The following is a 24,015-nucleotide window of genomic DNA, read 5'->3' on the forward strand; positions in this document are numbered from 1 at the left end:
AACTATGCATTCAGTCAAGCTTTTGGGCAACGCTTCTCGCGCACTTGGGAGCTTCGGATGCCAATAATGACGCTGCCATAAATCTCTTGCGCTCATACAATATTTTGTATAAATCTATCGTGGCCCCGCAGGCGGCGTTCCGGGGGGAGCCTGCAAGGAACACTTTTCGTCATGCAGGTTCAGGTTCGAAAGCTCGAAGGCAGTTGGGATCTCGGTTACGCGCTCCACAAGCATACGCTGTCGAGCGTCTACCTAGGCGACGACGAATACGGCCACCCTCGATTTGACACGACGCGCTCAGAGCCCGGCGAGGCGCTATTCCAAATTAAATATCGAGCCGATTGGAATCAGGTGCAGCCACTCGCAGCGCAAGTGCAGCAATCCTTGCTGCCGTTGTTCGGCAAGATCGGCCTGATTATCCCGATGCCCGCCTCAACGGTGCGTGCGCGCCAGCCAGTCAATGAGATCGCCAACGAACTCGGCAAACTGACGAAAACGCCAGTGTTCGACGACATCATCGTCAAGGCGCCCGCGCCCGAAGGCAGCTCGCAGCTCAAGAACCTGCACGGCCGCGAGGCGAAGGACGCCGCATTGGAGGGACGGTTCAGCATCAACCCGTCCATCACCAATGAAGGGTGCTGGAACGCGCTTGTCCTTGACGATCTCTTTGACACGGGCGCCACGATGGACGCCGTCTGCAAAACGCTGCGCACGTACAAGAAGATCAACCACGTCTACGCCGCTTCGATCACATGGAAGTAATGCCATGACCACTGTCTTCATCGCCGGATCAATCTCCATCAACCGCCTACATGAGAAGGTGGCGGATAGGATCAACAAGATCGTGTCTTCAGACTTCAACGTCGTGGTCGGAGACGCCGATGGTGCCGATACCTCAATTCAGGAATGCCTCCAGCGGTACCAAGCCGGAAAGGTGACCGTGTATTGCACCGGGGACTCGCCCCGAAACAATGTCGCAGAATGGCCGGTCCATAGGGTCGTCTCGAAGGCGAAGGCGGGCACGCGCGCCTATTTTACCGCCAAAGACCTGGAGATGGCGCGCCACAGCGACTATGGCCTCATGGTCTGGGATTGCAAAAGCACCGGCACACTCAGCAATGTCATCGAGCTTCTTCGAGAAAAGAAGAAGTCCGTGGTCTTCGTGAACAAGAACAAGGATTTTGTCACCATATCGGACAAGGACGGCTTGGAGCGCCTTGTCGCCTTCATGTCGGATCATGCTCGCGCAAAGGCAGAAGAGAAGATTGGCCTCACCGCGAAGATCGCCAACATCGCCCACGAACAATTCTCGCTGGACATCGGTGCGAACAGCGAATTTTCAGCAAGCCCGGTGAAGGATCTGGAGCCGTCAGCACCAGCCGAGGCGAGCCCGGAGCAGACCGAGAGCGTAAAGTTACGCGCGGCGCTCATGACGGCGCTCAAAGAGCATATTTCCCGCGCGCATCTCAGCCAGTCTCAAGCGGCCAAAGTCTTTGGGGTGACCCAGCCGCGGATCTCAGACCTTACGCGTGGCAAGGTCGACCTGTTCGGCCTCGACGCCTTGGTTAACATGGCCGCTACGGCGGGCTTGCGCGTGGAGATGCACGTTCGCGAACCTCGCGTCACTGTCGGCTGACACTGTTCGAGTCGGTTAGTAATGTTAGTCTGGGTGCTTCTGGGTTGCTCAGAAAGTGAGAGTAATCCGATATAACCCACTGCTCTGCCTAATGTTAAGGCATGTTGTCCTGTGTCGAGGGATGCTTTTTGAGCAAATCTATTGGATCAACGCCAAGCACATTGGCGAGCGCTTCGACGGTCTCCAGCGTTGCGTTTCTACGCCCAGCTTCAGCACCGCTTAGATAGGCTCGCGCTAGTCCGGCCTTTGCCGCCAGCTCTTCTTGCGACATGCCCTGTCCGCGTCTGATGCGCTGAAGGTTGATCCCAAAACTCGATTTAAGGCTCATCGGACACAAAAGTAGCATCTCTTCCTTTAATGCAACGCACTATAGTGTAGATTTTAGCGGCAGGGGGGTCTATGGTTCTAAGCCAGCGACGCGTGAAGATTGGTCAGGACGTGCGTGCTGGCCGATGGCTAAACCTCACGACAGGAGTGGCAGCGTGAATCTGAGACTGGCAGGATACGCGTGCCTTCGATGTGAAAGTCGGTTCCCGGCAGAGCTTTCAGTCGATTCCACGGGCTGTCCCAATTGTCGTGCCGTTGCGCCGGCAAACCTATTTCCAGTCAGTTCTCCTGACGTGCTGGACAGCGCCCCAGCGAAAAAGTCGGCGGTGGCTGCCGCTTCATCGCTGTGGCGGTATGCGGACGCACTTCCTGTAGAGAGCCACGAGTCTGTGAGTCTGGGGGAGGGATTGACGCCGCTTCTTCATCTTGAGCGCATGGGACGGCATTTTGGACTTGAACGCCTGTTCGTCAAGGATGAGGGACGAAATCCCACCTGGTCGCACAAGGATCGGTTCTCGACGGTCATGGTGTCATACGCGCGATTGATGAACGCGAAGGTCGTGGCAACGGCCTCGTCAGGAAATGCCGGCGCCTCGCTTGCCGCCTACGCGGCGGCGGCGGGTATCGGCTGCGTTGTCTCGACCTTCGCCGCGACATCGGGAGCGATGGTCTCTCAGGCAAGGAGATATGGTGCCACCGTGATACCGTTCGAATCCAAACGAGATCGTTGGTCATTTCTTGCCGAGGGAGCCAAGCGACATGATTGGCTGATTGCCTCCCCCTACCATGCTCCCGTTGTCGGCAGTCATCCCATCGGGGTCGCCGGCTACAAGACCCTGGCCTACGAGATTGTCGATCAACTGGGCGGCCCGCCGGATTGGTGCATTCTGCCTGTCTGCTACGGGGACGCGCTGATCGGCCTCTGGCATGGGTTCAAGGAACTCAAACAATCCGGAAGACTGGATCGACTTCCCAAATTGGCTGCGGCCGAAGTCTATGGCTCTCTTGGCCAGGCTCTGAAAGTGAAGTCGGATGTCCTTGTCGACTGCCCGATGCCGTTCGAAACGCTTGCGGTATCGATCGGGACGCAGCGAAGCACATTTCAGGCTTTGCATGCCTTGCGTCAGTCGGGCGGTGTCGCTGTTTCCGTCGTCAATGAAGAGCTTCTGGACATGCAGGGCCAGCTTGCGCGTCGGGAAGGTTTATTTGTCGAACTGACGTCGGCCGCGCCCCTTGTTGCGATGCAGAAGCTGATCGGCGATGGCGTCATCCGGTCGGATGAGCGGGTGGTCGCCATTGCGACTGCCAGCGGTTTAAAAGATATGGATCTGTCGGGGGGGTCGACAAAGACGCCTGTCAAACCGTTCCCTTCAATCGGCGCCGCGCTAGCTCATGTGGAAGAACGGGGCGTTTGACGGTGGACTGTATCGTTGCGCATGACGTCTTCAAGAGACCGACGCGCCCATGGGAAACAGGTCCAATCTGCCTCACTCCCTGCAGTAATCTCTGATATCGGCGTGGGCGCATCCAACGTTGCGCTGGTCCATTCCGGATGGTTGTCGAGCCAAGCCTCACTGAACACCGTGTCGATGTGACGATAACCCTCATCGGGCATGATGATTGCGACGCGCGCACCCGGGTGCGCGTTGCCGATCCATTGACCGACAAGACCTGCAGCACCGCTGGTTGGTCCGACGAATAACCCGTAGCGACGAAGGAGATGGTGGCAATGCTGCCAGGCTGGATAAGCGCCAACCCAGTGGATCTCATCCACCAGTTCGTGTCGTACATTGGCGGGCAGGACGCTGTTACCAAGGCCTCGAAGCAGGCGCTTTCCGACTGGATGACCAAAGAGCACGCTGCGGTGTGTGTCGACTGCCGCGATCTGAAGTCCTGGAAAAATAGCGCGTAAAAAGTGGCCGGTACCGCAAAGCGACCCACCCGTGCCAATACAGCCGACCAGCCAGTCGATCTGTCCCATCGCCTTGGTGAGCTGTTCCGCCAGACGTGCATAAGCCAGCCAATTCCCATCACTGTCATACTGGCGTGTCCAGTAGACGGCTGGGTCTTCCCGGACCAGACCACTGATTGCCTCGAGGCGTCCTGTCTGGTTGCCGTCCCCTCTTGGATCATCAACCGCGATGACCTTGGCTCCCAGCAGTTGCAAGCGATGCTGATACTTCGCATCGATCAAACTCGAGGCGGTGACAAGCGTAAGACGATAGTCTCGCGCAGCGGCCAACAATGCGACTGCCATGCCAAATGTACCCGATGTCGTTTCGACAATACGGCCACCCGGTCGCAGGTCCCTTTGACGCGCTGCCCGATCGAGAATGTATCGGGCCGGCATCAATTTCATGATTGGAAACGATGCGGCCAACACACTCTTCGATAAATTGTAAAGACGGGGCGTTTCCAGATCACGAAAATAGTCAGCATCAACGGTCATCGAAGTTGTGCTCCGCAGAGATCGAGAGCTGTTCGACGTCGGTGAATCCGGCGTTCTGGATGTCCAGTGCGATTGCCGAAAGACGGGCGTTCAGTTTCGGTTGACTGGCATCCATCATGATTCCGAAAAGGCTTCCGCTGTGGGAGACCTGCAGCCCGCTGGCGCCGTGCCGGTCAGCCACTTCCTGCGCTCTGCTGAAGCCATTTTTTGCCAAGTGTTGCTGACTGATCCGTGCACTCAATGACGCAGCTCGACCCAACAGCATCGGATCCTGGTACAGTACTGCGCGCCTGACCGCGCTGAGGGCGCAGCGAAAAGCTTGAATCTCGTCCGCGTTGTACCGGGCTCTCGAAAGGGCGGTGGTGCTGATGGGCGAGGCGTCGCTGGACTTGAAACTAATCAGCGCGAGCGGAGGCAGGTCTCCGCCGAGGTACTCCAGAACGATCCCATCACGGTGCGCGAACAAGACGCTGGTCTCTTCGAACGCTATCGCATCGGATGCGCGTTCCGCCGCCACAGCGATCTCACTTGCTATCGTCGCTGATGCGGTGCGGCCGAACGCATCGAACACTGCCTTTACGGCTGCAACGACGTCCGCGCTGGAGGAGCCGTATCCATGTCCGATGGGGATATCGCTACGAATTTCCAAAGAACCGCCGTGGACGTTCAAATTCAATTTCTGAAGCGCGAGTTCCGCCGCTCGCGCCGCCTTGTGACGATCGGTCGGCTGAACGCGCACACCGATTTGGGAGTCGGGCTTGAAGGTCGCAAAGGCGTGTTTGGAGCGCAGAGGCAGGCTCACCAGCGCCCGTCTGAGAGATCCATCATGCCATTCGAACGCTCCCTGGATCAGTTCACCGTGATGTGCGCAAGCATAGGCTGAGCCAGCGACTTGGCCATCCGGCCGTTGGTTGATCGTTAAAGATGAGCTTTGAGCCTTCATGACCAAGGTGGTTCCGAAACGTCAGCAGGAAACAAGCTTGGCAAGAATGCAGATGGTCGTCACTTCATGGATTTATGTATTGTCCACCCCACCCGAATTTGATCTTTGGATTTACGAATTCGCCTTCCACAAGCGACGCTTCTACACTGGTGAGTGATTGCTCCATGTAGTGGTGCCTGCTCTGGATGAAGGAGAGGCAGTGTGAAAACTGAAGGTCCCACCACCCGTTACTTTCCCCTGTCTTTCCCGTCGGTGGACCTAAAGGTCTGCGAACGGTTCATCCCAGACTACTTTGCCGGGGGAGCTGTGGCAGCGAGGCTCAACCGGCCAAAAACGACGGCCGCACGCACGTGCTTCGAAGAAAATTAGATCTTCGTTGCGATGACGCGGATTTCGACAGCTGTAGACATTCGCCAATTGCGGTACTTCGTGGTCGCGGCCGAACAGTGCAGCTTTCGCAAAGCGGCCGATTACATGCGTGTTCAGGCATCGTCGGTCAGTCGAGGGATCAGGGACCTTGAAGATGAAATTGGTGCTTCATTGTTTCAGCGGTGTTGCAGCGGCGTGACGCTGACGGAGGCCGGAAAAAGCTTCCTGGAGGGAGCAACGCAAGTCCTCGCAATCATCGAACGTGAAGCGCAGCAGGTGTCTCGGGTGGGACGAGGCGAGAAGGGTCGCATAAGGATCGGCGTCTTCGCATCGTTATCGTCTCAGTTTCTCAATGATCTGATCGAGACTTACGCGACGCTTTATGAAGATGTGGAACTCGAGTTCATTGACGGCGTACCGGAGCGGCACGTCGCTGGTATCAGGCAGGGCAGTCTGGATGTCGCGTTTTTGCCCGGTACGAATGATTGGGTCGAATGTGCCTGCGTTCATCTCTGGTCAGAACGCATGTTCGTCGTCTTACCCGTTGATCACCCACTGCGGCGAAAAAGGCAGGTGAGTTGGCACGATTTAAAGTCTGAGATCTTCCTCGTGAACGAAATCGGGCCATGGACGATGTTCGAAAAGCATGTCGTGCGCCGTTTCGTGGAACTTGGCTATCAGCCGAATGTCCGTCTGCATTCGGTCGATCGGGAAAACTTGCTGCCACTCGTGGCTCTGGGTCATGGCCTCTGTGTCACACCGGAATCCGTGACAAGGCTGCGGAGGCCACGGCTTATATACCGCCCGATCTGCCAGGAAATCATTGCGTTCAGAGCCGTATGGTCGCCCAGAAACGATAACCCGGCTTTGCGAAGACTCCTCAGTCTGTCTAGAGCGAAAGCGGTTTGACGTTTCTTCCTGTTCGCCCAACGTCGACGGTCAATGAACCAATTTGTGATCGGGAAGACGACCACGCAGTCACATTGCGGATCTCTATACGTCTGTGCTGAACCGAGCAAACTCGACGCGATGCGTTTCCTCGGAGACCGCGAATGGTGACAGTGGCCATGATGGCATTCGTCAAAGCTGGTTTGCAGCACTGTCAAAACTGACGAGATGGTAGCCATCGTCGGGCGTCTTTCAGAAGCTCAGTTGCTGCCAAACCTCCAAACCGGGATGCCAAGCTTCTTCGCTTTGTCCGCGAGGTTGTCCTGGATGCCGGTGCCGGGAAAGACGATGACCCCGATCGGCACTACGTCCAGCATCTGATCGTTGCGCTTGAACGGGGCGGAGCGGCCGTGCTTGGTCCAGTCGGGGGCAAAACCGATCTGCGCGACGCCGCGGTGGTCGGCCCAGCGGGCAGCGATCTTCTCAGCCCCTTTCGGAGACTTGCCGTGCATTAGCACCATGTCAGGGTGCTTCGCGAGGACTTGGTCGAGCTTGGCCCAGATCAGTTGGTGGTTGTTGAAGTCGAGCCCGCCGGTCAGCGCGATCTTCGGCCCGGCGGGCAGCAGCACCTCGCGATCGGCGCGCTTGCGTGCGGCGATGAAGTCGCGGCTGTCGATCATCGCAGAGGTGAGCTGGCGATGGTTGACGCGTGAGCCATGGCGGGGAAACCAGTTCGAGCCGGTCGTCTTGCGGTAGAGGTCGGCGCCAGTGTCGCGGAAAAGTTCGAGGGCGTCGCGGCGTTCGATGAGCCGCTGTCCTGTGGCGATCAGCGCTTCGAGCTGCACGGCCTTCACCTCGGAGCCATCCTGTTCACGCTGTCCTTGCTTTTGGGCCTGCTCGTTGTCATCGAGTGTGCGTTCGACCCGTTCGACGGCGCGGTGGAAGGTGTTGACCGTTGACCACAGCAGGTCGTCGAGATCTGCGTCGAGGCCGGTATCGGCCATGGTGGCAATCAGCGCGTCGAAGATGTCGGCGACGGCGCCGGTGATCACGCGATCTTCCGGGATCGGTCGAGGATCGGGTTCATCGTCGCGGGGATGGAAGCCGTAGAGTTGAAGCTCGGTCAGAACGTGGTCGGTGGGAGAAGAGATGTGGTCGGGCTCAAATTCGTCATGCTCGCTCATGGGAAGCTCCGTTCGCTGAACCGCTTGCCATCGCGGCCTTCATGGCGACGAAGCCGTCGGACGGGCTGGACTGGCACCCGGAGCGTAGCGAGGGGCCGCAGCGTGAGCGAAGGACCGCAGGGGCCGGTTATTTTGTCTCGCGATGGAAAGGCCCGAGCCGGGTCCCCGCGCGGCTTTACCGCGTGGGGTGGAACGGGCCGCCGGAAAATAGTCGGCCACAAGGTTGCCTGGATGGTCCGTCTGATGGCCGATCGCCCTCTGGAAGGCCGGGGCGCGGTTCTCTGGCGAAACGGTCATCCCATGTGCGAGCGTGTTGATCGAAATGATCGACCGACCGCCACCTGCCTCCGTCCCGGTAAGGCTGCATGCTCCACGAAGCGTGCGACGTCCTGGGGCGCGATCTGGACACGGATGGCCGCCCGAAGCGCCGCCAGCCCCAGCAGCCGGAGGTCTTCATTGAAGTCGCCAAGCGTCGGAGACAGGATGACCGCATCGATGCCCGCGTCCTGCGCGCGGGTCATCAAGGTCGTCACTGCTGCATCGCCGGCGGGATCGTCATCACGCGCGACATACAGCCGGTGCAGGGTGTCGGGGAACTTGATGGCGGCGAGATGCGCCGCCGACAGCGCGGCCGCCATCGGCATGGTCGGCAGGACGCAACGCAGCGACAGCATGGTCTCGACGCCTTCGCCGGCCGCCATAACCGAGCCCGGCAGTCCGAAGCGCAGGGCAGACCCGAGGAGATTGCCCATCGCCCGTCTCGGTGTCTCGACTGGCGCCTTGCCCAGGGTCGCCCCGTTGAGGCCGTTGGGGTCAAGCCAGGTGCGATGTGCGCCAGTGAGCTCGCCATTGAGATCCGTGACGGCAGCGATCATCGCCGGCCAGATCTCGGTCGGGGAATGCTCATCGGGGCGGAAGAAGCAGCGGGGATGGAAGCGCAGCGATCCGGTTTCGTGCAAAGACGTAATGCCGCGTGCGCGCAGATACGTCTCGGCCAGGGTACCCTTGATCGGCTGCGCCATCGCGAAGAGACGCCTCGCGGCTTCAGGCGATCCCATTGGCGCCGCGGACTTCCTGCCTCGCCGCGGTTCTCGAACCGGCTCTGGATGCGAGCGGCTCAGGAAGCGCCGCGCTTCCTCGGCCACCTGCCTGAAGTCGAGCAGGCCGCAGGTTTCGCGAATGACATCGAGCAGATCGCCATGCTCGCCGGTCGCGGCGTCGGTCCATTTCCCGGCAGCACCTTTGCCGGACATTGGTCCCTCAAGCCGCACGAACATCGAGCGGCCTGGGGTGTTGCGAACGTCGCCAACCAGCCAGTAACCTCCCTGCCTTGTACCTTTGGACAGATAGTTCCGGCACACGGCTTCGGCGTGGCCGGCGAGGCGAGCGGCGAGATCGGATGCGTCAAAGCTGGCCATCACGCGGCCTCCCGTTCGGATATCCGCGTGACCGGATGGCGCTCCATCACCTTGGCCAGGACAGTAACGCCGGTCGCGTCGGTGGGCACGAATATCCGGAGCCCGCAGCAGATGATCTCGTGGAAGAGGCCGTGGGACCAAAAACGATCGCGCATTGTGGCGAGGAACTCCGATAGCCGCTCCAAGAGCGCCTGATCGTTCTGCGACAGATCGGCCTTCCATGCGTCCTGGCCCGTCGCGAGCGCAGGGGAGGAGAATATGGTTTGGATGGGACGGGCATTCGTCGGCGAGAGCGTGAGCTTGGTGAAGGCTATGTCGCGCGATGGGGAAAAGACGATCTTCCTGATTATGCTGGACATCACTGGTCTCCGCGACGGGCGGCCGAGAGCCTCTCTCTCGACCTCCAACCCGTCGCAAAAATCAGCGCAGCCCGCTTTCTCTTCGCAACCGACGAGCCGGAAGGTTTAAAGCCAGAGAGACGGGACTACGCCGATGTTGAAGCGAGAGTGAGAGGTCAGGCCGCCTGACGTGCGGCCTTGGGTTCAGTGGCAATTGCCTGACCCGGTTCGACGGCGTTCGGTGCAAAGGACAGCAACCAGTCCGCAGCCTTGCTCGCCTGGCTTGCTGCACGGACGATGGCGCGATTGTTCTCACGTAGGACCTCAGCCCAGGAACCGATGTAGTCTGCGTGACGGACGGTCGGGACAATGCCGAGGGCTGCGCAGCAGAAGGCCGAGGTGATCTCGGCGACCAGCTCCTCAAACGCGTATTTCTTGGAGCCGAACGATCCAGTGAGGTCACGTCCCAGCCGATGCGCCGCGCCGCTGGCATGGGCGCATTCATGCAGCGCCGTGCGATGCCAGTTGATTGGCTCGAAGAAGGCCTGGGGCGGCGGAACCATCACATGGTCGGAGTCCGGGGCGTAGTAGGCCCGGTTGCCGCCGATGCGAAAGTCGATTCCGCTTGCTCGGATCAGCGCCTCGACCGTGGGCTCGATCAGCCCGAGTTCGGGCGCCGGCCCGGCGGCTGCGAGGTCCTCGGGCAGGCCGTCGCACTGCGCGACGTTGAAGACCGTGAAGCGCTTCAGGAATGGGATCGACTGCGTTTCGTCGCCTGTCTCTCGGGCACGCCGGCGTTCATCGCCCGGCACGAATTGGTCGGCATAGACGACGGTGGTGCCGCGCTCGCCCTTCCGGACATTTCCACCCAGCGACAAGGCCTGGCGGAATGTGAGCCAACCTTGGCTCGGAAAACCATTGGAGATCACCGCTCCCCAGAGGATCAGCACATTGACGCCCGAATAACCGCGTCTGGTTGCGGCGTTGGTTGGCATGGCCAGCGGGGCCTTGGCTGCGGCGGTCCCCCATGGCTGGACCCAGGGCAACCGCCTCGCGTCCAGTTCGGCAAGGATTTTGCCGGTGATTTCGTCATACAGGTTCGTCCGATTGGTGTTCGGCCGGTCGCGTGGATCAAGTTTCGACATCGCGGTTCTCCGCGACGGGCGCCGGGAGCCTTTCTCCCAGCCCTCAACCCGTCACGAAACACCCGGCCTACTTTCACTCTAGGGAGCGGCGGCTTCACCAGTGTTGGGCGACGATGACAACGCTCCATAAAAAGCGCGCGCTATAGCGCCAGCGCCCGTTTGAGATCGTCATGATCGAAGGCGCTGGCCATCCGGGCTATTTCGGCCGGACGTGCGCCGACCGTCCTGGCCGTGTCGCGCCAAGTCGCGGTTACCGTTGCGACATCTTTGATGATTGCGCGGGCCTGAGCGAGCGTGAGCGCGAAGTACTCTGATGCCTTCTCTAAAAGATCGAGCGAGCAGGTACCCTCGTCGAGATCGATGTTTGTCGTAAGGACGCGCGCCTTGAGGTCTGCGGGCACCGGATTAAGGTCGTAAGCGGGCGAGAGCGACCATCCAGCCTTGCCGAGCCAAAGAAATCCATGGTTGCGCAGATGATCGTCGACATTAGAGATCAGGACGTTGAAGACGACGCGCCGATAGAGCGCGTGAGCGTCGGTCTTACCCTTAGCGCCATGCCTGGCGAGCGCATCGACGATCTCCGGATAGCTGCCCCGATCGCCATCCTTGGCGCCCATCATTGCCATGGCTGAAAGAAAGGGGATGCGGACCGGGCCATCCCGGTCGAATCGTCTTGAAAGCATCACCGACTTGCCGGCGATTTCGACCAGTTGGTGTTGTGGTGTGACTATGCTGGCTTGTCCAGCCAGTCGCAGCGCGATCTCCTCCCAGGTTTCAATGCTATATTCGTCCGTCTCTTTCGGAAACTTGGCGATGGAGAGATGGTCATGGTGATCGATGATCGACGCTTTCGGTCGCGCGCCCCCGAGAGACGAACCAGGTGCGAAGATGAGTTGAAGATCTTCGTCTGTTTCCTCGTCTCGCAGGATACGCTCGGTGATCTGAAGCAAACGGCCAAGTTCCATCATCGCCGGCACGCCGTCCCTGATCGGCGCCTGGAAGGTCTCATCGCCAACCCGTCGAAACCGGAGGGCGCCGAGTCGGGTCTGATCTGCAACTCCGAGCAAGTAGTCGCTTTCCGCGAGCGTGCGAATGGCGCGGCTCTCATGATCGGCGAGGCGACGCTCGGCGCGCTGCATGAGGCGCCGGCCCCAGGTGTCCGGCGCCGAGTCGCCTATCGAACCAAAGGTCGCGAGGCCAGCAGGCGGAGCAAAGGCCCCGCGCGTCAGCGCAAGCGCCGGCTCCAGCGAAAAGCGATCGGGATCCTCCAGCCATGCGCGGTCGTACTCAAAGAGAATGGTCTCCGTTCCGCGGACACGATTGCTCCTGGCCAATCCAATTGAGCGTGTGCGGCCGTGCAGATCGATGTGAACTTCGAAGTCAGTCATCCGAAGACGATCCGGTTGGCCGCTTGATATGAACATGCTTGGGCAGGTCGGCACTGGCCAGCACCTGTCCGACACTGTCGTTGCTGATGTCGGCGACCCGGCCTAGCTCTTCAAGCAAGCCAAGGGCTTGAAGGACGCCTGCATAGATGCCGATGCTGACACTGGTGTCTCCAGCTTCGATCTTTTGCAGGGTTGAGCGGGAGGTAAAGGCACGCTCCGCCACTACCGCCATCGGCAGTTTGCGGCGGCGGCGGGCATCTCGGATATCCGCCCCGAGTTTGCGCAGAACGCGGCGCACAGCCGCTGGAGGAGTATGGGGAGTGGGCATTGTCACCTTCGCACTACAGATCCGGAAAATATGTAGCACGAAGATTACATTTTATCCAGAGTCGGTCACGGTCTCTCCGAGACGATCTGTGATGGCACCACGCAGTTTCACGTCGCGCTTAAGACACGTACACCGAAGCTGCATCGCAATTTCAACTCGGCAAATTGTTGGTCACGACCAGATCCGTGTCGAGAAGGCGCGCCATACTGGCCAGGCGCGCCTTGCGATCCAACGCATAGGTCATCCGCCTGAACTGAACGCCGTTCAGCAGGCCTTGAATGTACCCTGCAACTGTGTCGGCGGCCGTGATCAGTGCTGTGTCAACGTTGTGGATGTAACGGCTTGTAATGGTCCCTTGTGCGTGACCAAGCAGCGCCGCCACAGTGGACTCGGTAAATCCGAGATCGTTGGCGATGCTCGCAAAGCTGTGCCGAAGCACATGCGGGGTGATATCGGCCAATGGGGAGTCACCAAGGATCTTATTCCAGTGCTTCGGAAAACCAATAAGCGGTTTGCCAGCGATGGTGCCCTCGAAGACCGGACCAGCGAGGGCGTCCGAGCCCCGCTGCTCCAACAGGTCGACAACGGGTAGTCCGACTGGCCGCACCGAGGCGCCTTCCTTGCTGTCCCGGAGCCGAAGACAGCTGTTCTCGGTGTCCACCTCGCGCCAGTCGAGGTCGATGATTTCACCTCGTCGGCAGCCGGTTAAGGCGATCGCACGGGCAATCGCGGCGGCGGTCGCAAGCTGATCATCAGCGGACGCCTTCCGGAGCAACTGACCAAGAATCCGGTATTCCGCTTCGGATAGACGGCGACTACGCTTCTGATAGGCGGCTTTTCTGATCCCGTGTGCGGGATTGATCTCAATAATTCCGTTCTCGCGCGCGTATGTCAGAAGGGCTCCGAGAAATCCAACCGTCCGCGTACCGGTGCCGATGCCTCCCCGGACGATTGCTCGGCCGCGCTGACATGTCTTCTGATTTGCTCTTGTTTTCCCTGACGCGACATCACGCATGAAGCGCGTAATGTCGGCAGGGGTGAGGTCCTTCACGCGGCGTGTCCCTAGCAACGGTATAATGTGCCGTCTGATCCGCCCCTCGTCAGTGTAGATCGTTGACGCTTTTTTGGGTCGTCGCCCTTTGCCAAGGATCAAGCCAGCCTTCGCGTCATCGATGTAAAGCGTGCACAGTTCCTTGACGGTGATTGCTTTGTGATCGAGCTGCTTCTCCTCGGCGGGGTTGGCTCCGTCCGCTATGCGGCCAAGGAGAACACGCGCTTCCTTGCGCGCCGTTTCCGGCGTCCAAACGCCATGCGGACCTATTGTGAACCGGCGGGTGCGGCCCTTCGCTCGATATTGGAGGACATAACTGCGCTTGCCTGTCGCGAACACGCGCAGTCCGAAACCGGACAAATCATCATCCCAGACAATGTAGTCGTTCGCCCTGATTTCGAGTTGGTCGACTGTGCGCTTATTGAGTTTCGGCATCTCGAACATCCCCAGGTTTGACGCCACGCAGGCGTTTTTCACGGAAGCACCACGGAAGCAGTCAAGAGGAAACTTTGACGAATTATTGGATACGCGCTTCGGCTAGGCAAGCAAGAAAATTCAATCTACGTAGTAGGTTATCGGGCTTTCTTCGTAAAAAAGAAACGCTGGCAAAAACCTTCCGGACACGCTCCGAAGGCAGAGGTCACAAGTTCGAATCTTGTCGGGTGCACCAATCGTTCCCAAAACCGTGATGCTGTCGCTACTTCAGTGGTTCGCGCTGGTTTGCGACATCGGCGCAACGTATTTGGCGTTCGCAAGTTCTCCACGGCAGACCTTCGCCCCTGTCGCTTCTGGAGACGACGATGACCGATCGAACGCTTGAGCAGATTTCAAAGACGATGCGCGACATCGATTTCACGATGTTGTTCACGCGCACGGAGAATGGTGCGCTGGCCGGGCGGCCGATGAGCAACAACCGGGATGTGGAATTCCAAGGTGACAGCTATTTCTTCACCTATGATTCGACACGAACCGTTTCGGATATCGAAAGTGACCCCAAGGTCTCCATGTCGCTTCAAGGGTCCGCAGGGTGGCTTGGCAAGCCGCCGATTTTCATCGCGATCGAGGGGACAGCCGAACTCATCCGCGACAAGAACGCCTTCGAGGAGCATTGGACGAAAGATCTGGAGCGCTGGTTCGAGAAAGGCGTCGATACGCCGGGCATGGTCCTGATCAAGGTGCACGCCGATCGTATTCATTACTGGGACGGTGAGGAAGAAGGCGACATCATCGTCTGAGGCGTGCAGCGCGCGATCCGAACGCGCTGGCGGCGCCTCAAAACGCCTTCAGCCACCCCAGACCGTCCTCTGTCCGCCCGCAAGGCTTGTATTCCGCGCCGAACGGGCGGTCGTAACCGGCGTCGGCAAGCGCCTTCAACAACCAGGAAAAATCGATCTCGCCGTGGTCGGGCTCGGTGCGGTCGGGAACGGCGGCAAACTGGATGTGGCCGATTTTGGGTAGGTGATGCGTCAGCCGCGTCAGGAGATCGCCGCCCACGATCTGCATGTGGTAGCAATCGGCCATGATGCGGAGATTGGGCGCGCCGACGCGGTCGATGATCCTCGCAGCGTGCGCTATGTCCGTCAGAAAATAGCCGGGCACGTCGCGTGCGTTGAGCGGCTCGATGAGAATGCCGATGCCATGGGCGTCAGCCGCCGTGCAGGCATAGGCGAGGTTGTCGGCGAAAGTACGCTCGGCGGTCTCGCCTTCTGCGCGCCCGGCCATGACATGGACGTTCTGTGCTCCGATTGCCCGCGCGTACGCGATCGCTTCGTCGATGGCAGCGCGCGCAGCGGTCTCGCGGCCGGGCAATGCGGCGAGGCCGAATTCGCCCTTGTCCAGATCGCCGCGCACCGTATTCAGCCCGAGGACGGGGAGCCCAGTTTCGTTGAGAGCCGCGCGCAGGTCTGCGGCAGGCGTCGCATAGGGCCAGTGCAGTTCAACGGCTTTAAAACCCGCACGGCTTGCCGCGCGCACCGCATCCGGCAATGCGTATTCGGTGAAGAGGAAGCCGAGATTGGCGGAAAAGGCGATGGGCATCGTGCAGCCCTCAATCCCACTCGACGTCGAACGTGTCGACGATGTCGCGAATTTCACTGTCGTTGAGCAGGCGCGGGTTCATGCCACGCGTCAGCAGCGCCAGGCGGGCGGTCTCCTCCAGCTCTTCCATCGCGTAGACGGCGGCCTCGAGGTCCTTGGCGGCGACGACCGGGCCATGATTGGCGAGCAGCACGGCGCTGCGCTTGCCGGCGAGGCCGCGGATCGCCGCGCCCATGGCGGCGTCGCCGGGACGGAAATAGGGAAGTAGTCTCACCTTGCCGAGCCGCATGATCGAATAGGGCGTCAACGGCGGCAGCACGTTGTCCGGGTCCGTCTCCGGCAGCATGGAAAGCGCGACCGAGTGGCTTGAATGGAGATGCACGACCGCGCCGGTCTTTGCGCCGCGCGTTTCATAGAAGGCAATGTGCAGCGCCATTTCCTTTGTGGGTTGATCGCCGGAAACGAGCGTTCCGGACGCGTCGAAGTGAGAAAGCCGCGCCGGATCGAGCCGCCCCATGGAGCTGCCGGTCGGTGTCACCAGCAAGCCACCGTCGGCGAGCCGCATGGAGATGTTGCCCGATGCGCCGCCGGTCAAGCCGCGTTCGAAAAGCGATCGCGCCAGCGTGCAGACGAGTTCGCGCGCTTTCACCTCCTCGCTGCTCATGTTTGTGCCCCCAACGCCGTAACCGCTTTGTCAAAGAAGTTGTCCGCACCGAAATTGCCGGATTTCAGCGCCACCGCAAGCGGCTTTCCGGTGACGCGCATGGCCGGAACGCCGGGGTCGATCTCTGGGCCGATCTGCAGCGCTTCGATGCCGAGCCCACGCACCACCGCGCCCGAGGTCTCGCCGCCGGCTGACACGATGCGGGTGAAGCCCGTTGCGGCGAGTGCACCGGCCAGATCGGAAAAAAGCGTCTCGATCGCATGGGCCAGCGGCTCGGTGCCATAGCGTGATTGAGCGGCTTTCACGGTTGCGGGATCGGCGGACGAATAGACCAGCGGTACGGCATCGCGATGCTTTTCGACGAAGTGCACCAATGCGTCGACATCGACGCTGCTATCCATGACCGCGTCGGCGGTCACCTCGAAGGACAGGTGCGCCTGCCGGTATCGCTCGACCTGGCGTCGCGTGGCGTTGGAACAGGAGCCAGAGAGCACGACTGCCGGACCGTCGACGCCTTCCCATGCCTCTCGTGCATCCGCCAGAAGACCGCGTTGGCGGAAATTGCCGGGCAGTCCGGTCGCGATACCGGAGCCTCCGGTCAGAAGTGGGATATTGTGCGCCGCCGCACCGATGGCTGTGAGGTCGTCGTCGGTCAGCGCGTCGACGACGATCAGGCGATGGCCGGCTTGGTCTTCACGGGTAAGGGCCGCGGCGATCGTTTCCGCGCCTCCCGCAACTTGCCCATAGGCCACATGGCCGACGCTGCCCTTGACCTGCAGGCCGAGCCAACGGCGGATATCGGGATCGGTCATCGGTGTCAGTGGATGGTTTTCCATGCCGGATTCGCTCAGCAGTCGGTCCTGCACGAACAGGTGTCCCTGATAGAGCGTGCGTCCGGCACCGGGGAAGGCCGGGCAGACGATGACCTTGCGGGCGCCCAGCCGATCGGCCAGCGCCTCGGCGACCGGACCGATATTGCCCTCAGGTGTCGAATCGAATGTCGAGCAGTATTTGAACAGAAACTGCGTGCAGCCCTGCCGCTGAAGCCATTCCAGTGCTTGCAGGGATTCTTCGATGGCCTCCTCGACCGGGATGCTGCGCGTCTTAAGCGCGACGACGCCGGCTTCGACGTCCGCTCCGGCATCGGCCTGCGGCAGTCCGCAATATTGCGTCGTGCGCATGCCGTTCTTGACGAGCGTGTTGGCGAGGTCGGAAGAGCCGGTGAAATCGTCGCCGATGCAGCCGAGCAGCATGGTCAGTCCTTCGTCGTCTTATCGGGCAGGGCGATCCCACCTTCTTGTGCATAGAGCTTGGCAACGGCCACATCGCCAATCCGGCCAAGACCCTGTTCCTTGGCTTGCGCAAACCGGGCAAAGGCGGCATCGGCGAGCGTCACCGACAGCCCTGTCGCCTGAGCCATGTCGCGCACGATGCCGAGATCCTTGACGAAGATGTCGACGGCCGAATGCGGCCGGTAATCGCCGTCGGCGATGTAGGGTGCGCGGTTCTGGAACATCCAGGAGGAGCCCGCCGAACGGGAGATCACCTCGATCATGCGGTGCGGATCGATCCCCTGGCCGATGCCGAATGCCATCGCTTCAGCCGTCGAGACCACGTGGATGCCGGCGAGCAGCTGGTTGACGATCTTCATCGCCGAACCTGGGCCTGCCTTGTCGCCGAGCTCGAAAACGGTCTCCGCCATGGCGTCGAGTGCTGGGCGGGCGCGGTCGAATGCTTCCGCGCTGCCGGCGGCCATGATGGAAAGCTTGCCTTCCGCTGCCCGGGCCGACCCACCGGAGATCGGCGCATCGAGATAATGAATGCCGCATTCCGCCAGTCGCGCCTCGAAGTCGATAGCGTGCTCTGGTGCGAAAGTCGCGCAGGATATGACGACGGCGCCTTGCCTCAGGCGCTTCGCAATGCCGTCATCACCGAACAGGATCGCCTCCGTTTGCGCCGCATTGACGACGACCAGAACGGCGATATCGGCCTCACTTGCCGCATCGCCAAGAGCCGCCGTCCTGCCACCTTCGGCGGCAAAGCGCGCCATCGCATCGGCGTCGATGTCGTGGCCGCAGACCTCATGGCCGGCGCGCAGGAGCGATTGCCCCATGCCGAAGCCCATGGCGCCGAGGCCGACCAGAAGCACGCGGCTCATGCGGACAGCTCGATCTGTTCGTCCGCGATGTGCGCGTCGAGGATCGCGTCAAACGACATGTCGGGCGTGAAGCCGAGTTCGAGGGCGCGGCGCGCATCGAAGGCTTTTGGCCAGGTGGAGATGATGGCGTCGATCGCCGCGTCCGGCTCGTGGCGAATGCGCGCCACGGCGGCATCACCTGCCACGCGGCGTAGCGCCTCGATCTCCTCCGCGACCGTTGCCGTGACGCCAGGCATGGTGAGGTTGCGGCGCGTGCCGATCGTGTCAGCTGCAATGTCGCCGGCATGGACCAGGAAGCCGATCGCGGCGCGGGGGCTCGCAAACCAGTGCCGCACATCCGGCGAAACAGGCAGCACGGCGTCTTCGCCCACCAGCGGTTCTCGCAGGATGCTGGAGAAGAAGCCCGAGGCGGCCGCGTTCGGCTTGCCGGGTCGGATGCAGATGGTCGGCAGGCGGATACCGATGCCATCCATGAAACCGCGGCGCGTGTAATCTGCCAAAAGCAATTCGCCGATCGCCTTTTGCGTGCCGTAGCTCGACATCGGCGTCAGCACCTGGTCGTCGCCGATCACATCGGGCAGAGGCGCGCCGAAGACGGCGAGCGAAGAGGAGAACACCACGCGCGGGCAGTATCCTGTCCTGAGATGCTCTTGCCGGATCGCCTCGAACAGATGGCGGGTGCCGTCGAGATTGATGCGGTAACCCTTGTCGAAATCGCGCTCCGCCTCACCAGAAACAATGGCCGCCAGATGGTAGATGATCGCCGGGCGGCTCGCGATGAGCGCGTCTGCCGCACCGGGTGCCGTCAGGTCACCGGTTCTAGTGGTGACCTCTATCGCAGCCTCGATGGTCGGCGCCTCGACCACATCAAAAAGCGTGAGGGCATCGAGTTGCGTGCCGCCAATCGCGCCCTTGGCTGCAAGCGCTTTTGCCAGCCTGAGGCCCAGCATGCCGGCTCCGCCGATGATGAGGCATTCGCCCATGTCGATCGCACTCCAGAAAAAGCAAAGGAAGGCTGCCCGATAGAACAGCCTTCCCGTTCAAACATTATCAGATGCAGCGGCCGCCATCGACTTCCAGGCAGACGCCTGTGATGAATTCGGCTTCGTCGGAGGCGAGGAAGCCACAGGCTTTCGCGATATCGAGCGGGCGCGAGAGGCGGCCGAGCGGAATGCCGGCAATGACCTTGGCGCGGGTCTCGGGCGTGTCGTCACCCGGCAGAAAATGGTCGGTGAGCCCCGTTTCACCCATCACCGGATTGACGCCGCAGACGCGGATTTTCCGATCGGCGAGTTCGACGGCCATCGACTTGGTGATCGCGATCGCAGCACCCTTCGAGCCGTTGTACCAGACGAGGCCCGGACGCGGACGCACACCGGCGGTGGATGCGATGTTGATGATGACGCCGCCGCCGTTTTTTTCGAGCACGGGCACGCCGTGGATGGCGGCATGGTAGAGCGACTTGACGTTGACCGCATAGACCTTGTCGAAAGTGGCCTCGTCCACGTTCAGCATCGACTGGTTCTTGTGCGTCGTGCCCGCATTGTTGACGATGATGTCGAGCTTGCCGAAGCGCTCCACGGCCGCGTCGATCATCGCTTTGGTGTCGTCGCTCTTCGTCACGTCGGCGGTGAAGGCGGAGGCGTTCTCGCCGATGGCGGCAGCGACTGTCTCGGCAGCGTCGGCGCGAATATCGACCGCGAGCACCTTGGCGCCCTCCTGGGCGAAATAGTGCGCGATGCCTTCGCCATAACCACCGCCGGCTCCGGTGATAAGTGCGACTTTGTCTTTCAGTTTCATGATGGTCTCCTCGAGAATGTCGTCGCGATGGTCAGCGATAGAAAAGTTCTACAAGTCCCAGCGAGATGAAGGGGACGTAGGTGACGAGCAGCACGCAGCCCATGACGACCAGCACCATGGGCACCAAGGGCGGGATGATCGTTTGCAGGGATATGCGGGCGACGGCGCAGGCGGCGAAAAGATTGACCCCCACCGGTGGCGTGATCATGCCGAGCGCCAGGTTGACGACGATGATCAGCCCGAAATGGACCGGATCGACACCGTAGGCGATTGCGATCGGGGCAAGCAGCGGTGCGAGCACCAGGATCGCCGCCGATGTCTCGATGAACATCCCGACCATGAACAGGAAAACGTTGACCGCAAGCAGGAAGCTCCACTTGTCGGTGAACATCTCCTGCACCCATTCTGCCACGATCGAGGGCAGGCCGCTTCTCGTGATGAGGAAGGAGAAGAGGCCCGCACCGGCAATGATGATCATGATGACGGTGGACGAGATCGCCGACGAGCGCAGCGCTTCGTGGATCTTGCGGAATGTCAGCACGCGATAGACGAACATGCCGACGACCAGGGCATAGACCACGGCCACGGCCGAGGCTTCGGTCGGCGTGAAGACGCCGCCATAGATGCCGCCAAGCACGATGAAGGGCATCAGGATCGCCCAGAAGGACCGGCGCAGCGCGCGGAAGAAGGGTTGGCTGTCGAGGCCGTCTTCCTTGCCGTAGCCTTTGATGCGGCAGAGGACGAGCAGATAGATGAAGAGCGCTGCGGCAACAAGAAGCCCAGGTCCGATGCCGGCGAGGAAGAGCTGGCCGATCGATGTCTCGGTTGCGACACCATAGAGGATGAGCGGGATCGACGGCGGAATGAGTACGCCAAGCTCCGCCGACGAAGCCTGGACGGCAGCTGCCGTGCCGACGGGATAGCCATGCCTCACCATGGCCGGGATCAGGATGACGCCGATCGCGAAGGTCGTGGCGACGGAAGAGCCTGAGACCGAGGCGAAGATCATGCAGGTGATGACGCAGGTGCAGGCAAGCCCGCCCTGGATGCCGCCCACCATCGACTTTGCGAGATCAACGAGGCGTTCGGAGATGCCGCCCGCTGCCATGAGATTGCCGGACAGGATGAAGAGCGGCACTGCGAGCAGCGGAAAGGAATCGAGGCTGGTGAAGACGCGTTGCGCCACCAGGAGCAGCGGTACCGTGGAAAAGAAATGGATACCGAAGGCGCTCGCAAGCACCAGCGAAACGCCGATCGGGACCGCCAGCGCAAAGAGCGTGATCAGCGAAAAGGCGAGGGCGGCGTTCATATCGCGCTCTCCACATCCTTGAGCTCGCTCTTGGTTGTGGTGTCGGCTTCATTCCAGACTTCGATGAACCGGGCGATGACGCCGAGCGTTGCCAATGCCGAGCCCACGGGAAGCGCGGCATAGACCCAGGCGATCGTCACTTGCAGGCCGGCCAGGTTCTGGCTGCGCACCCGCATCGTCATGCCCCAGCCGTACCAGATGAGGATGGCCAGGAAGATCAGCGAGGCGATGAGGATCACGACGTAGAGCACGCGCCGGAATGCATTCGGGCTGACATCGACGAGAAAATCGACCGCGATCATCGTGCCCTGGCGAAACGCTGCGGCGAAGCCCAGAAAAACCATCCAGATCATCGCCGAACGTGCAGCGACTTCCGACCAAGCGGAGGGGTGGCCGAACACGAAGCGGGTGACGACCTGATAGAAGGCCAGTGCCACGACGATCGCGAGCGCGAGGATCGCAAGCTCCAGCGCGACGCGCGTCAGCCGCCGCTCGACTGCGAGAAACCACTGCATGGGACAAGCTCCGTGAGGAACGGCCGCGTGAGCGGCCGTTCGCACATCGTTTCGATGTCGAGGACTATTCCTGCGCGGCCTGGATGCGCGTCAGCATCTCGTCGCCATACTGGCCGACGAAGGTGTCGTAGGCAGGCGAGACCGCTTCGCGGAATGCTGCCTGGTCGACCTCTTCGATCACTTCCATGCCGCGTTCGCGCAGCATCGCGACGCCGGTCTGCTCGTCTTCCTCGACCTTTGCCCGGGTCGCGGCGACAGCCGTATCGGCAGCTTCCTCGAACCATGCCTTTTCTTCATCCGACAGCGAGTCCCACAGGCTCGGCGACGCGATGATGATGGCCGGCGAATAGACGTGGCCGGTCAGCGTGAGGTGGTCCTGGACTTCCCACATATTGGCGGAGGTGATGATCGGGATCGGATTTTCCTGCCCGTCGATCACGCGCTGCTGCAGGGCTGCGAAGACTTCCGGAAACGCCATCGGCGTCGGCGATGCGCCGGCAGCCGAGAATGCTTCCATGTGCACGCTGTTTTCCATGGTGCGGATCTTCAGACCGTTGAGGTCTTCCGGCGCATCGATCGCGCGGCTGGAATTGGTGATGTGGCGGAAGCCGTTTTCGCTCCAGGCGAGCGCGACGAGCCCTTGCGCATTCACGGCCTCGAGAAGCTCGTCACCGATCTCGCCATCGAGGATCGAACGCGCCGCGGCGTAATCCTTGAAGAGGAAGGGCAGGTCGAGCACCAGCGTTTCAGGCGCGAAGTTGCCCAGCGGGCCGGTCGAGGAATAGACGAGCTCGACTGAGCCGATCTGCAGGCCTTCGATCATGTCGCGCTCACCGCCAAGCGCGCCCGCGGCCTGTTCGCGGATTTCGAACTTTCCGTCCGACAATTCGGCCAGTTTCTCACCGAAGGCCTGGACGCCGACGCTGTAGTGCGAGCCTTGTGCGGTGGTATGCGCGAAATTCAAGGTTGTCTGGGCAAGGGCGCTCCCGGCCACCCCGGCAGACAAGGCGAATACGGCAGCAGCCGTAATGGTGCGAAAACGAAACATGGTTCTCCTCCCTCAGTTTCGGTCATCACTGGCTTCGACATTGACCTTGAACCCATTTCCAGTCAACCTGTTTTACAACTTTCTAACGGTGTGCCGCCGTGGGGATTTCAGGTGTCAGGTCACCTGTGCCGGGTCGCGGGCTTGACCGTAACCACCGATCGGGAAATTCCTGTTTCAGGAGCAAGACCTTTTTCATGCCGAGCAAAACCGCCGATATCGTCGTTTCCGATCTTCCCAGCAATAAAGGCGAGCGGCTTTCGGAACGGGTCTATGAAAACCTGTTCCACGCGATCGTGACGGGCATGATCGCGGCCGGTGCAAAGCTTCCGTCGGAGAACGAGTTGGCGCGTCAGTTCGAGGTGTCGCGCCCGGTATTGCGCGAGGCCCTGGATAAGCTGCGCGACGACGGGCTGATTTCGTCGGTGCGCGGATCGGGCAATTACGTGCTGAACGCGCTCGGCTCGCGGGTCGACGACGTGCCGAGCGACGAGGCGGACCGCGACGCGCTGCAGCGGATCGGCGACCTTCTGGCCGGCATCGAGCTGCGCATGATCGTCGAGCCACAGGCCGCCTATCTCGCAGCAAAACGTCGGGGACCATCCGATATCGAAAGCATGCGGGCGGCGCTCGATCGGTTCGATCAGGCGATGAAGCAGAATGCCATTCTGCACCATCACGACTATGCGTTTCACGAGGCTATCGCGACAGCCACGTGCAATGCGCGCATCGTCCAGACGCTGAAATCGCTCGAATACGACGTCACGCGATCGGTCAATCTCATGCGCTTCCTGGTGCAATTCCAGCCCTTCATCCGCAACGAAGCGGTGAGGGACGAGCATGAGGAGATTTTCCGGCACATCGAGGCCGGCGCGGCCACAAAGGCCAAGCGCGCCATGCGCAACCACATCGAGCATGCGCGCATCCGCATGATGAGCAACCGGCCGGGCTTCTAGGATCATTGGGATCGACAAAAAAGGCGCCGCAGCCGGAGCTGCGACGCCGTCCCGGGAGGGACTATGC

At 60.9% G+C, this 24,015-nt stretch carries 26 protein-coding genes; 7 read left to right on the plus strand and 19 right to left on the minus strand.

Features of this window, described 5'->3' with window-relative positions:
- The first annotated feature begins 171 nt into the window (after positions 1-171).
- Positions 172-762 carry a ComF family protein gene (locus D5400_RS09860; RefSeq protein ID WP_126009856.1) on the plus strand — a complete coding sequence of 197 codons (591 nt, stop codon included), beginning with the start codon at positions 172-174 and terminating at the stop codon, positions 760-762.
- Between the two features lie 4 nt (positions 763-766).
- Entirely contained in the window at positions 767-1,636 is an 870-nt protein-coding gene (locus tag D5400_RS09865; RefSeq protein WP_126009857.1) for a helix-turn-helix domain-containing protein, read from the plus strand.
- A gap of 94 nt (positions 1,637-1,730) precedes the next feature.
- On the opposite strand, the gene D5400_RS09870 is transcribed toward D5400_RS09865, so the two are convergent.
- Positions 1,731-1,982 carry a helix-turn-helix domain-containing protein gene (locus D5400_RS09870; protein ID WP_342635466.1) on the minus strand — a complete coding sequence of 84 codons (252 nt, stop codon included), beginning with the start codon at positions 1,980-1,982 and terminating at the stop codon, positions 1,731-1,733.
- 388 nt (positions 1,983-2,370) lie between these two features.
- On the opposite strand from D5400_RS09870, the gene D5400_RS09875 reads away from it, so the two are divergent.
- A complete protein-coding gene (locus D5400_RS09875; protein WP_245451501.1) occupies positions 2,371-3,378 on the plus strand; it encodes a pyridoxal-phosphate dependent enzyme in 1,008 nt (335 codons plus the stop codon).
- Here D5400_RS09875 and D5400_RS09880 read toward each other — a convergent pair.
- Together D5400_RS09880 and D5400_RS09885 are read right to left on the minus strand one after the other, a co-directional pair.
- Positions 3,354-4,412 (minus strand): PLP-dependent cysteine synthase family protein, encoded by a 1,059-nt coding sequence (locus D5400_RS09880; RefSeq protein WP_126009859.1) that lies wholly within the window; start codon positions 4,410-4,412, stop codon positions 3,354-3,356. The genes D5400_RS09875 and D5400_RS09880 overlap by 25 nt on opposite strands.
- Positions 4,402-5,355 carry a GHMP family kinase ATP-binding protein gene (locus D5400_RS09885; protein WP_126009860.1) on the minus strand — a complete coding sequence of 318 codons (954 nt, stop codon included), beginning with the start codon at positions 5,353-5,355 and terminating at the stop codon, positions 4,402-4,404. Before D5400_RS09885 ends, D5400_RS09880 begins: the two co-directional genes overlap by 11 nt.
- On the opposite strand from D5400_RS09885, the gene D5400_RS21135 reads away from it, so the two are divergent.
- The gene (locus D5400_RS21135; protein ID WP_164527850.1) at positions 5,354-5,512 is read left to right on the plus strand and encodes a hypothetical protein; all 159 of its coding nucleotides are present in this window, start codon (positions 5,354-5,356) and stop codon (positions 5,510-5,512) included. The two genes, D5400_RS09885 and D5400_RS21135, sit on opposite strands and share 2 nt — an antisense overlap.
- 224 nt (positions 5,513-5,736) lie before the next feature.
- On the plus strand, positions 5,737-6,633 hold the full coding sequence (locus D5400_RS09890) for a LysR family transcriptional regulator (protein WP_126009861.1): 897 nt from the start codon (positions 5,737-5,739) through the stop codon (positions 6,631-6,633).
- Positions 6,634-6,872: 239 nt separating this feature from the next.
- On the opposite strand, the gene D5400_RS09895 is transcribed toward D5400_RS09890, so the two are convergent.
- The 7 genes from D5400_RS09895 to D5400_RS09925 form a co-directional block, all read right to left on the minus strand.
- Positions 6,873-7,796, minus strand: coding sequence for a DUF2493 domain-containing protein (locus D5400_RS09895; RefSeq protein ID WP_126009862.1), 924 nt, complete (start codon positions 7,794-7,796; stop codon positions 6,873-6,875).
- Between the two features lie 293 nt (positions 7,797-8,089).
- Complete coding sequence (locus D5400_RS09900; protein ID WP_126009863.1) at positions 8,090-9,214, minus strand: DUF7146 domain-containing protein; 1,125 nt, start codon at positions 9,212-9,214, stop codon at positions 8,090-8,092.
- A complete protein-coding gene (locus tag D5400_RS09905; protein WP_126009864.1) occupies positions 9,214-9,573 on the minus strand; it encodes a hypothetical protein in 360 nt (119 codons plus the stop codon). The genes D5400_RS09900 and D5400_RS09905 overlap by 1 nt, the downstream gene beginning before the upstream one ends.
- A 155-nt stretch (positions 9,574-9,728) precedes the next feature.
- Positions 9,729-10,697 (minus strand): ArdC family protein, encoded by a 969-nt coding sequence (locus tag D5400_RS09910; protein WP_126009865.1) that lies wholly within the window; start codon positions 10,695-10,697, stop codon positions 9,729-9,731.
- 140 nt (positions 10,698-10,837) lie between these two features.
- Entirely contained in the window at positions 10,838-12,085 is a 1,248-nt protein-coding gene (locus D5400_RS09915; RefSeq protein ID WP_126009866.1) for a type II toxin-antitoxin system HipA family toxin, read from the minus strand.
- Positions 12,078-12,413, minus strand: coding sequence for a helix-turn-helix domain-containing protein (locus tag D5400_RS09920; protein ID WP_126009867.1), 336 nt, complete (start codon positions 12,411-12,413; stop codon positions 12,078-12,080). The genes D5400_RS09915 and D5400_RS09920 overlap by 8 nt, the downstream gene beginning before the upstream one ends.
- A 151-nt stretch (positions 12,414-12,564) precedes the next feature.
- Entirely contained in the window at positions 12,565-13,899 is a 1,335-nt protein-coding gene (locus tag D5400_RS09925; protein ID WP_126009868.1) for a tyrosine-type recombinase/integrase, read from the minus strand.
- A 365-nt stretch (positions 13,900-14,264) separates the two neighbouring features.
- Here D5400_RS09925 and D5400_RS09930 point away from each other — a divergent pair, with 365 nt between their 5' ends.
- On the plus strand, positions 14,265-14,699 hold the full coding sequence (locus tag D5400_RS09930; RefSeq protein WP_126009869.1) for a pyridoxamine 5'-phosphate oxidase family protein: 435 nt from the start codon (positions 14,265-14,267) through the stop codon (positions 14,697-14,699).
- 37 nt (positions 14,700-14,736) lie between these two features.
- On the opposite strand, the gene D5400_RS09935 is transcribed toward D5400_RS09930, so the two are convergent.
- The 9 genes from D5400_RS09935 to D5400_RS09975 form a co-directional block, all read right to left on the minus strand.
- Positions 14,737-15,501: a hydroxypyruvate isomerase family protein gene (locus tag D5400_RS09935; protein WP_126009870.1), complete on the minus strand. Its 765-nt coding sequence runs from the start codon at positions 15,499-15,501 to the stop codon at positions 14,737-14,739.
- Positions 15,502-15,511: 10 nt separating this feature from the next.
- Positions 15,512-16,165: a 3-oxo-tetronate 4-phosphate decarboxylase gene (otnC, locus tag D5400_RS09940; RefSeq protein WP_126009871.1), complete on the minus strand. Its 654-nt coding sequence runs from the start codon at positions 16,163-16,165 to the stop codon at positions 15,512-15,514.
- Positions 16,162-17,418 (minus strand): 3-oxo-tetronate kinase, encoded by a 1,257-nt coding sequence (gene otnK, locus D5400_RS09945; protein ID WP_126009872.1) that lies wholly within the window; start codon positions 17,416-17,418, stop codon positions 16,162-16,164. The genes otnC and otnK overlap by 4 nt, the downstream gene beginning before the upstream one ends.
- Positions 17,419-17,420: 2 nt before the next feature.
- Positions 17,421-18,323, minus strand: a complete 903-nt coding sequence (gene ltnD, locus D5400_RS09950; protein WP_126009873.1) for an L-threonate dehydrogenase — start codon at positions 18,321-18,323, stop codon at positions 17,421-17,423.
- Complete coding sequence (denD, locus tag D5400_RS09955) at positions 18,320-19,306, minus strand: D-erythronate dehydrogenase (protein WP_126009874.1); 987 nt, start codon at positions 19,304-19,306, stop codon at positions 18,320-18,322. The genes ltnD and denD overlap by 4 nt, the downstream gene beginning before the upstream one ends.
- Before the next feature lie 67 nt (positions 19,307-19,373).
- The gene (locus D5400_RS09960) at positions 19,374-20,123 is read right to left on the minus strand and encodes a glucose 1-dehydrogenase (RefSeq protein WP_126009875.1); all 750 of its coding nucleotides are present in this window, start codon (positions 20,121-20,123) and stop codon (positions 19,374-19,376) included.
- A gap of 31 nt (positions 20,124-20,154) precedes the next feature.
- Positions 20,155-21,432, minus strand: a complete 1,278-nt coding sequence (locus D5400_RS09965; protein ID WP_126009876.1) for a TRAP transporter large permease — start codon at positions 21,430-21,432, stop codon at positions 20,155-20,157.
- The gene (locus D5400_RS09970) at positions 21,429-21,947 is read right to left on the minus strand and encodes a TRAP transporter small permease (RefSeq protein WP_126009877.1); all 519 of its coding nucleotides are present in this window, start codon (positions 21,945-21,947) and stop codon (positions 21,429-21,431) included. Before D5400_RS09970 ends, D5400_RS09965 begins: the two co-directional genes overlap by 4 nt.
- Before the next feature lie 64 nt (positions 21,948-22,011).
- Complete coding sequence (locus D5400_RS09975; protein ID WP_126009878.1) at positions 22,012-22,995, minus strand: TRAP transporter substrate-binding protein; 984 nt, start codon at positions 22,993-22,995, stop codon at positions 22,012-22,014.
- 194 nt (positions 22,996-23,189) lie between these two features.
- Between D5400_RS09975 and D5400_RS09980 the strand changes: the two genes are divergently transcribed.
- Positions 23,190-23,948 carry a FadR/GntR family transcriptional regulator gene (locus D5400_RS09980; protein WP_126009879.1) on the plus strand — a complete coding sequence of 253 codons (759 nt, stop codon included), beginning with the start codon at positions 23,190-23,192 and terminating at the stop codon, positions 23,946-23,948.
- Positions 23,949-24,015 lie beyond the last annotated feature (67 nt).

This window comes from Georhizobium profundi, assembly GCF_003952725.1.
Taxonomy (GTDB): Bacteria; Pseudomonadota; Alphaproteobacteria; order Rhizobiales; family Rhizobiaceae; genus Georhizobium; species Georhizobium profundi.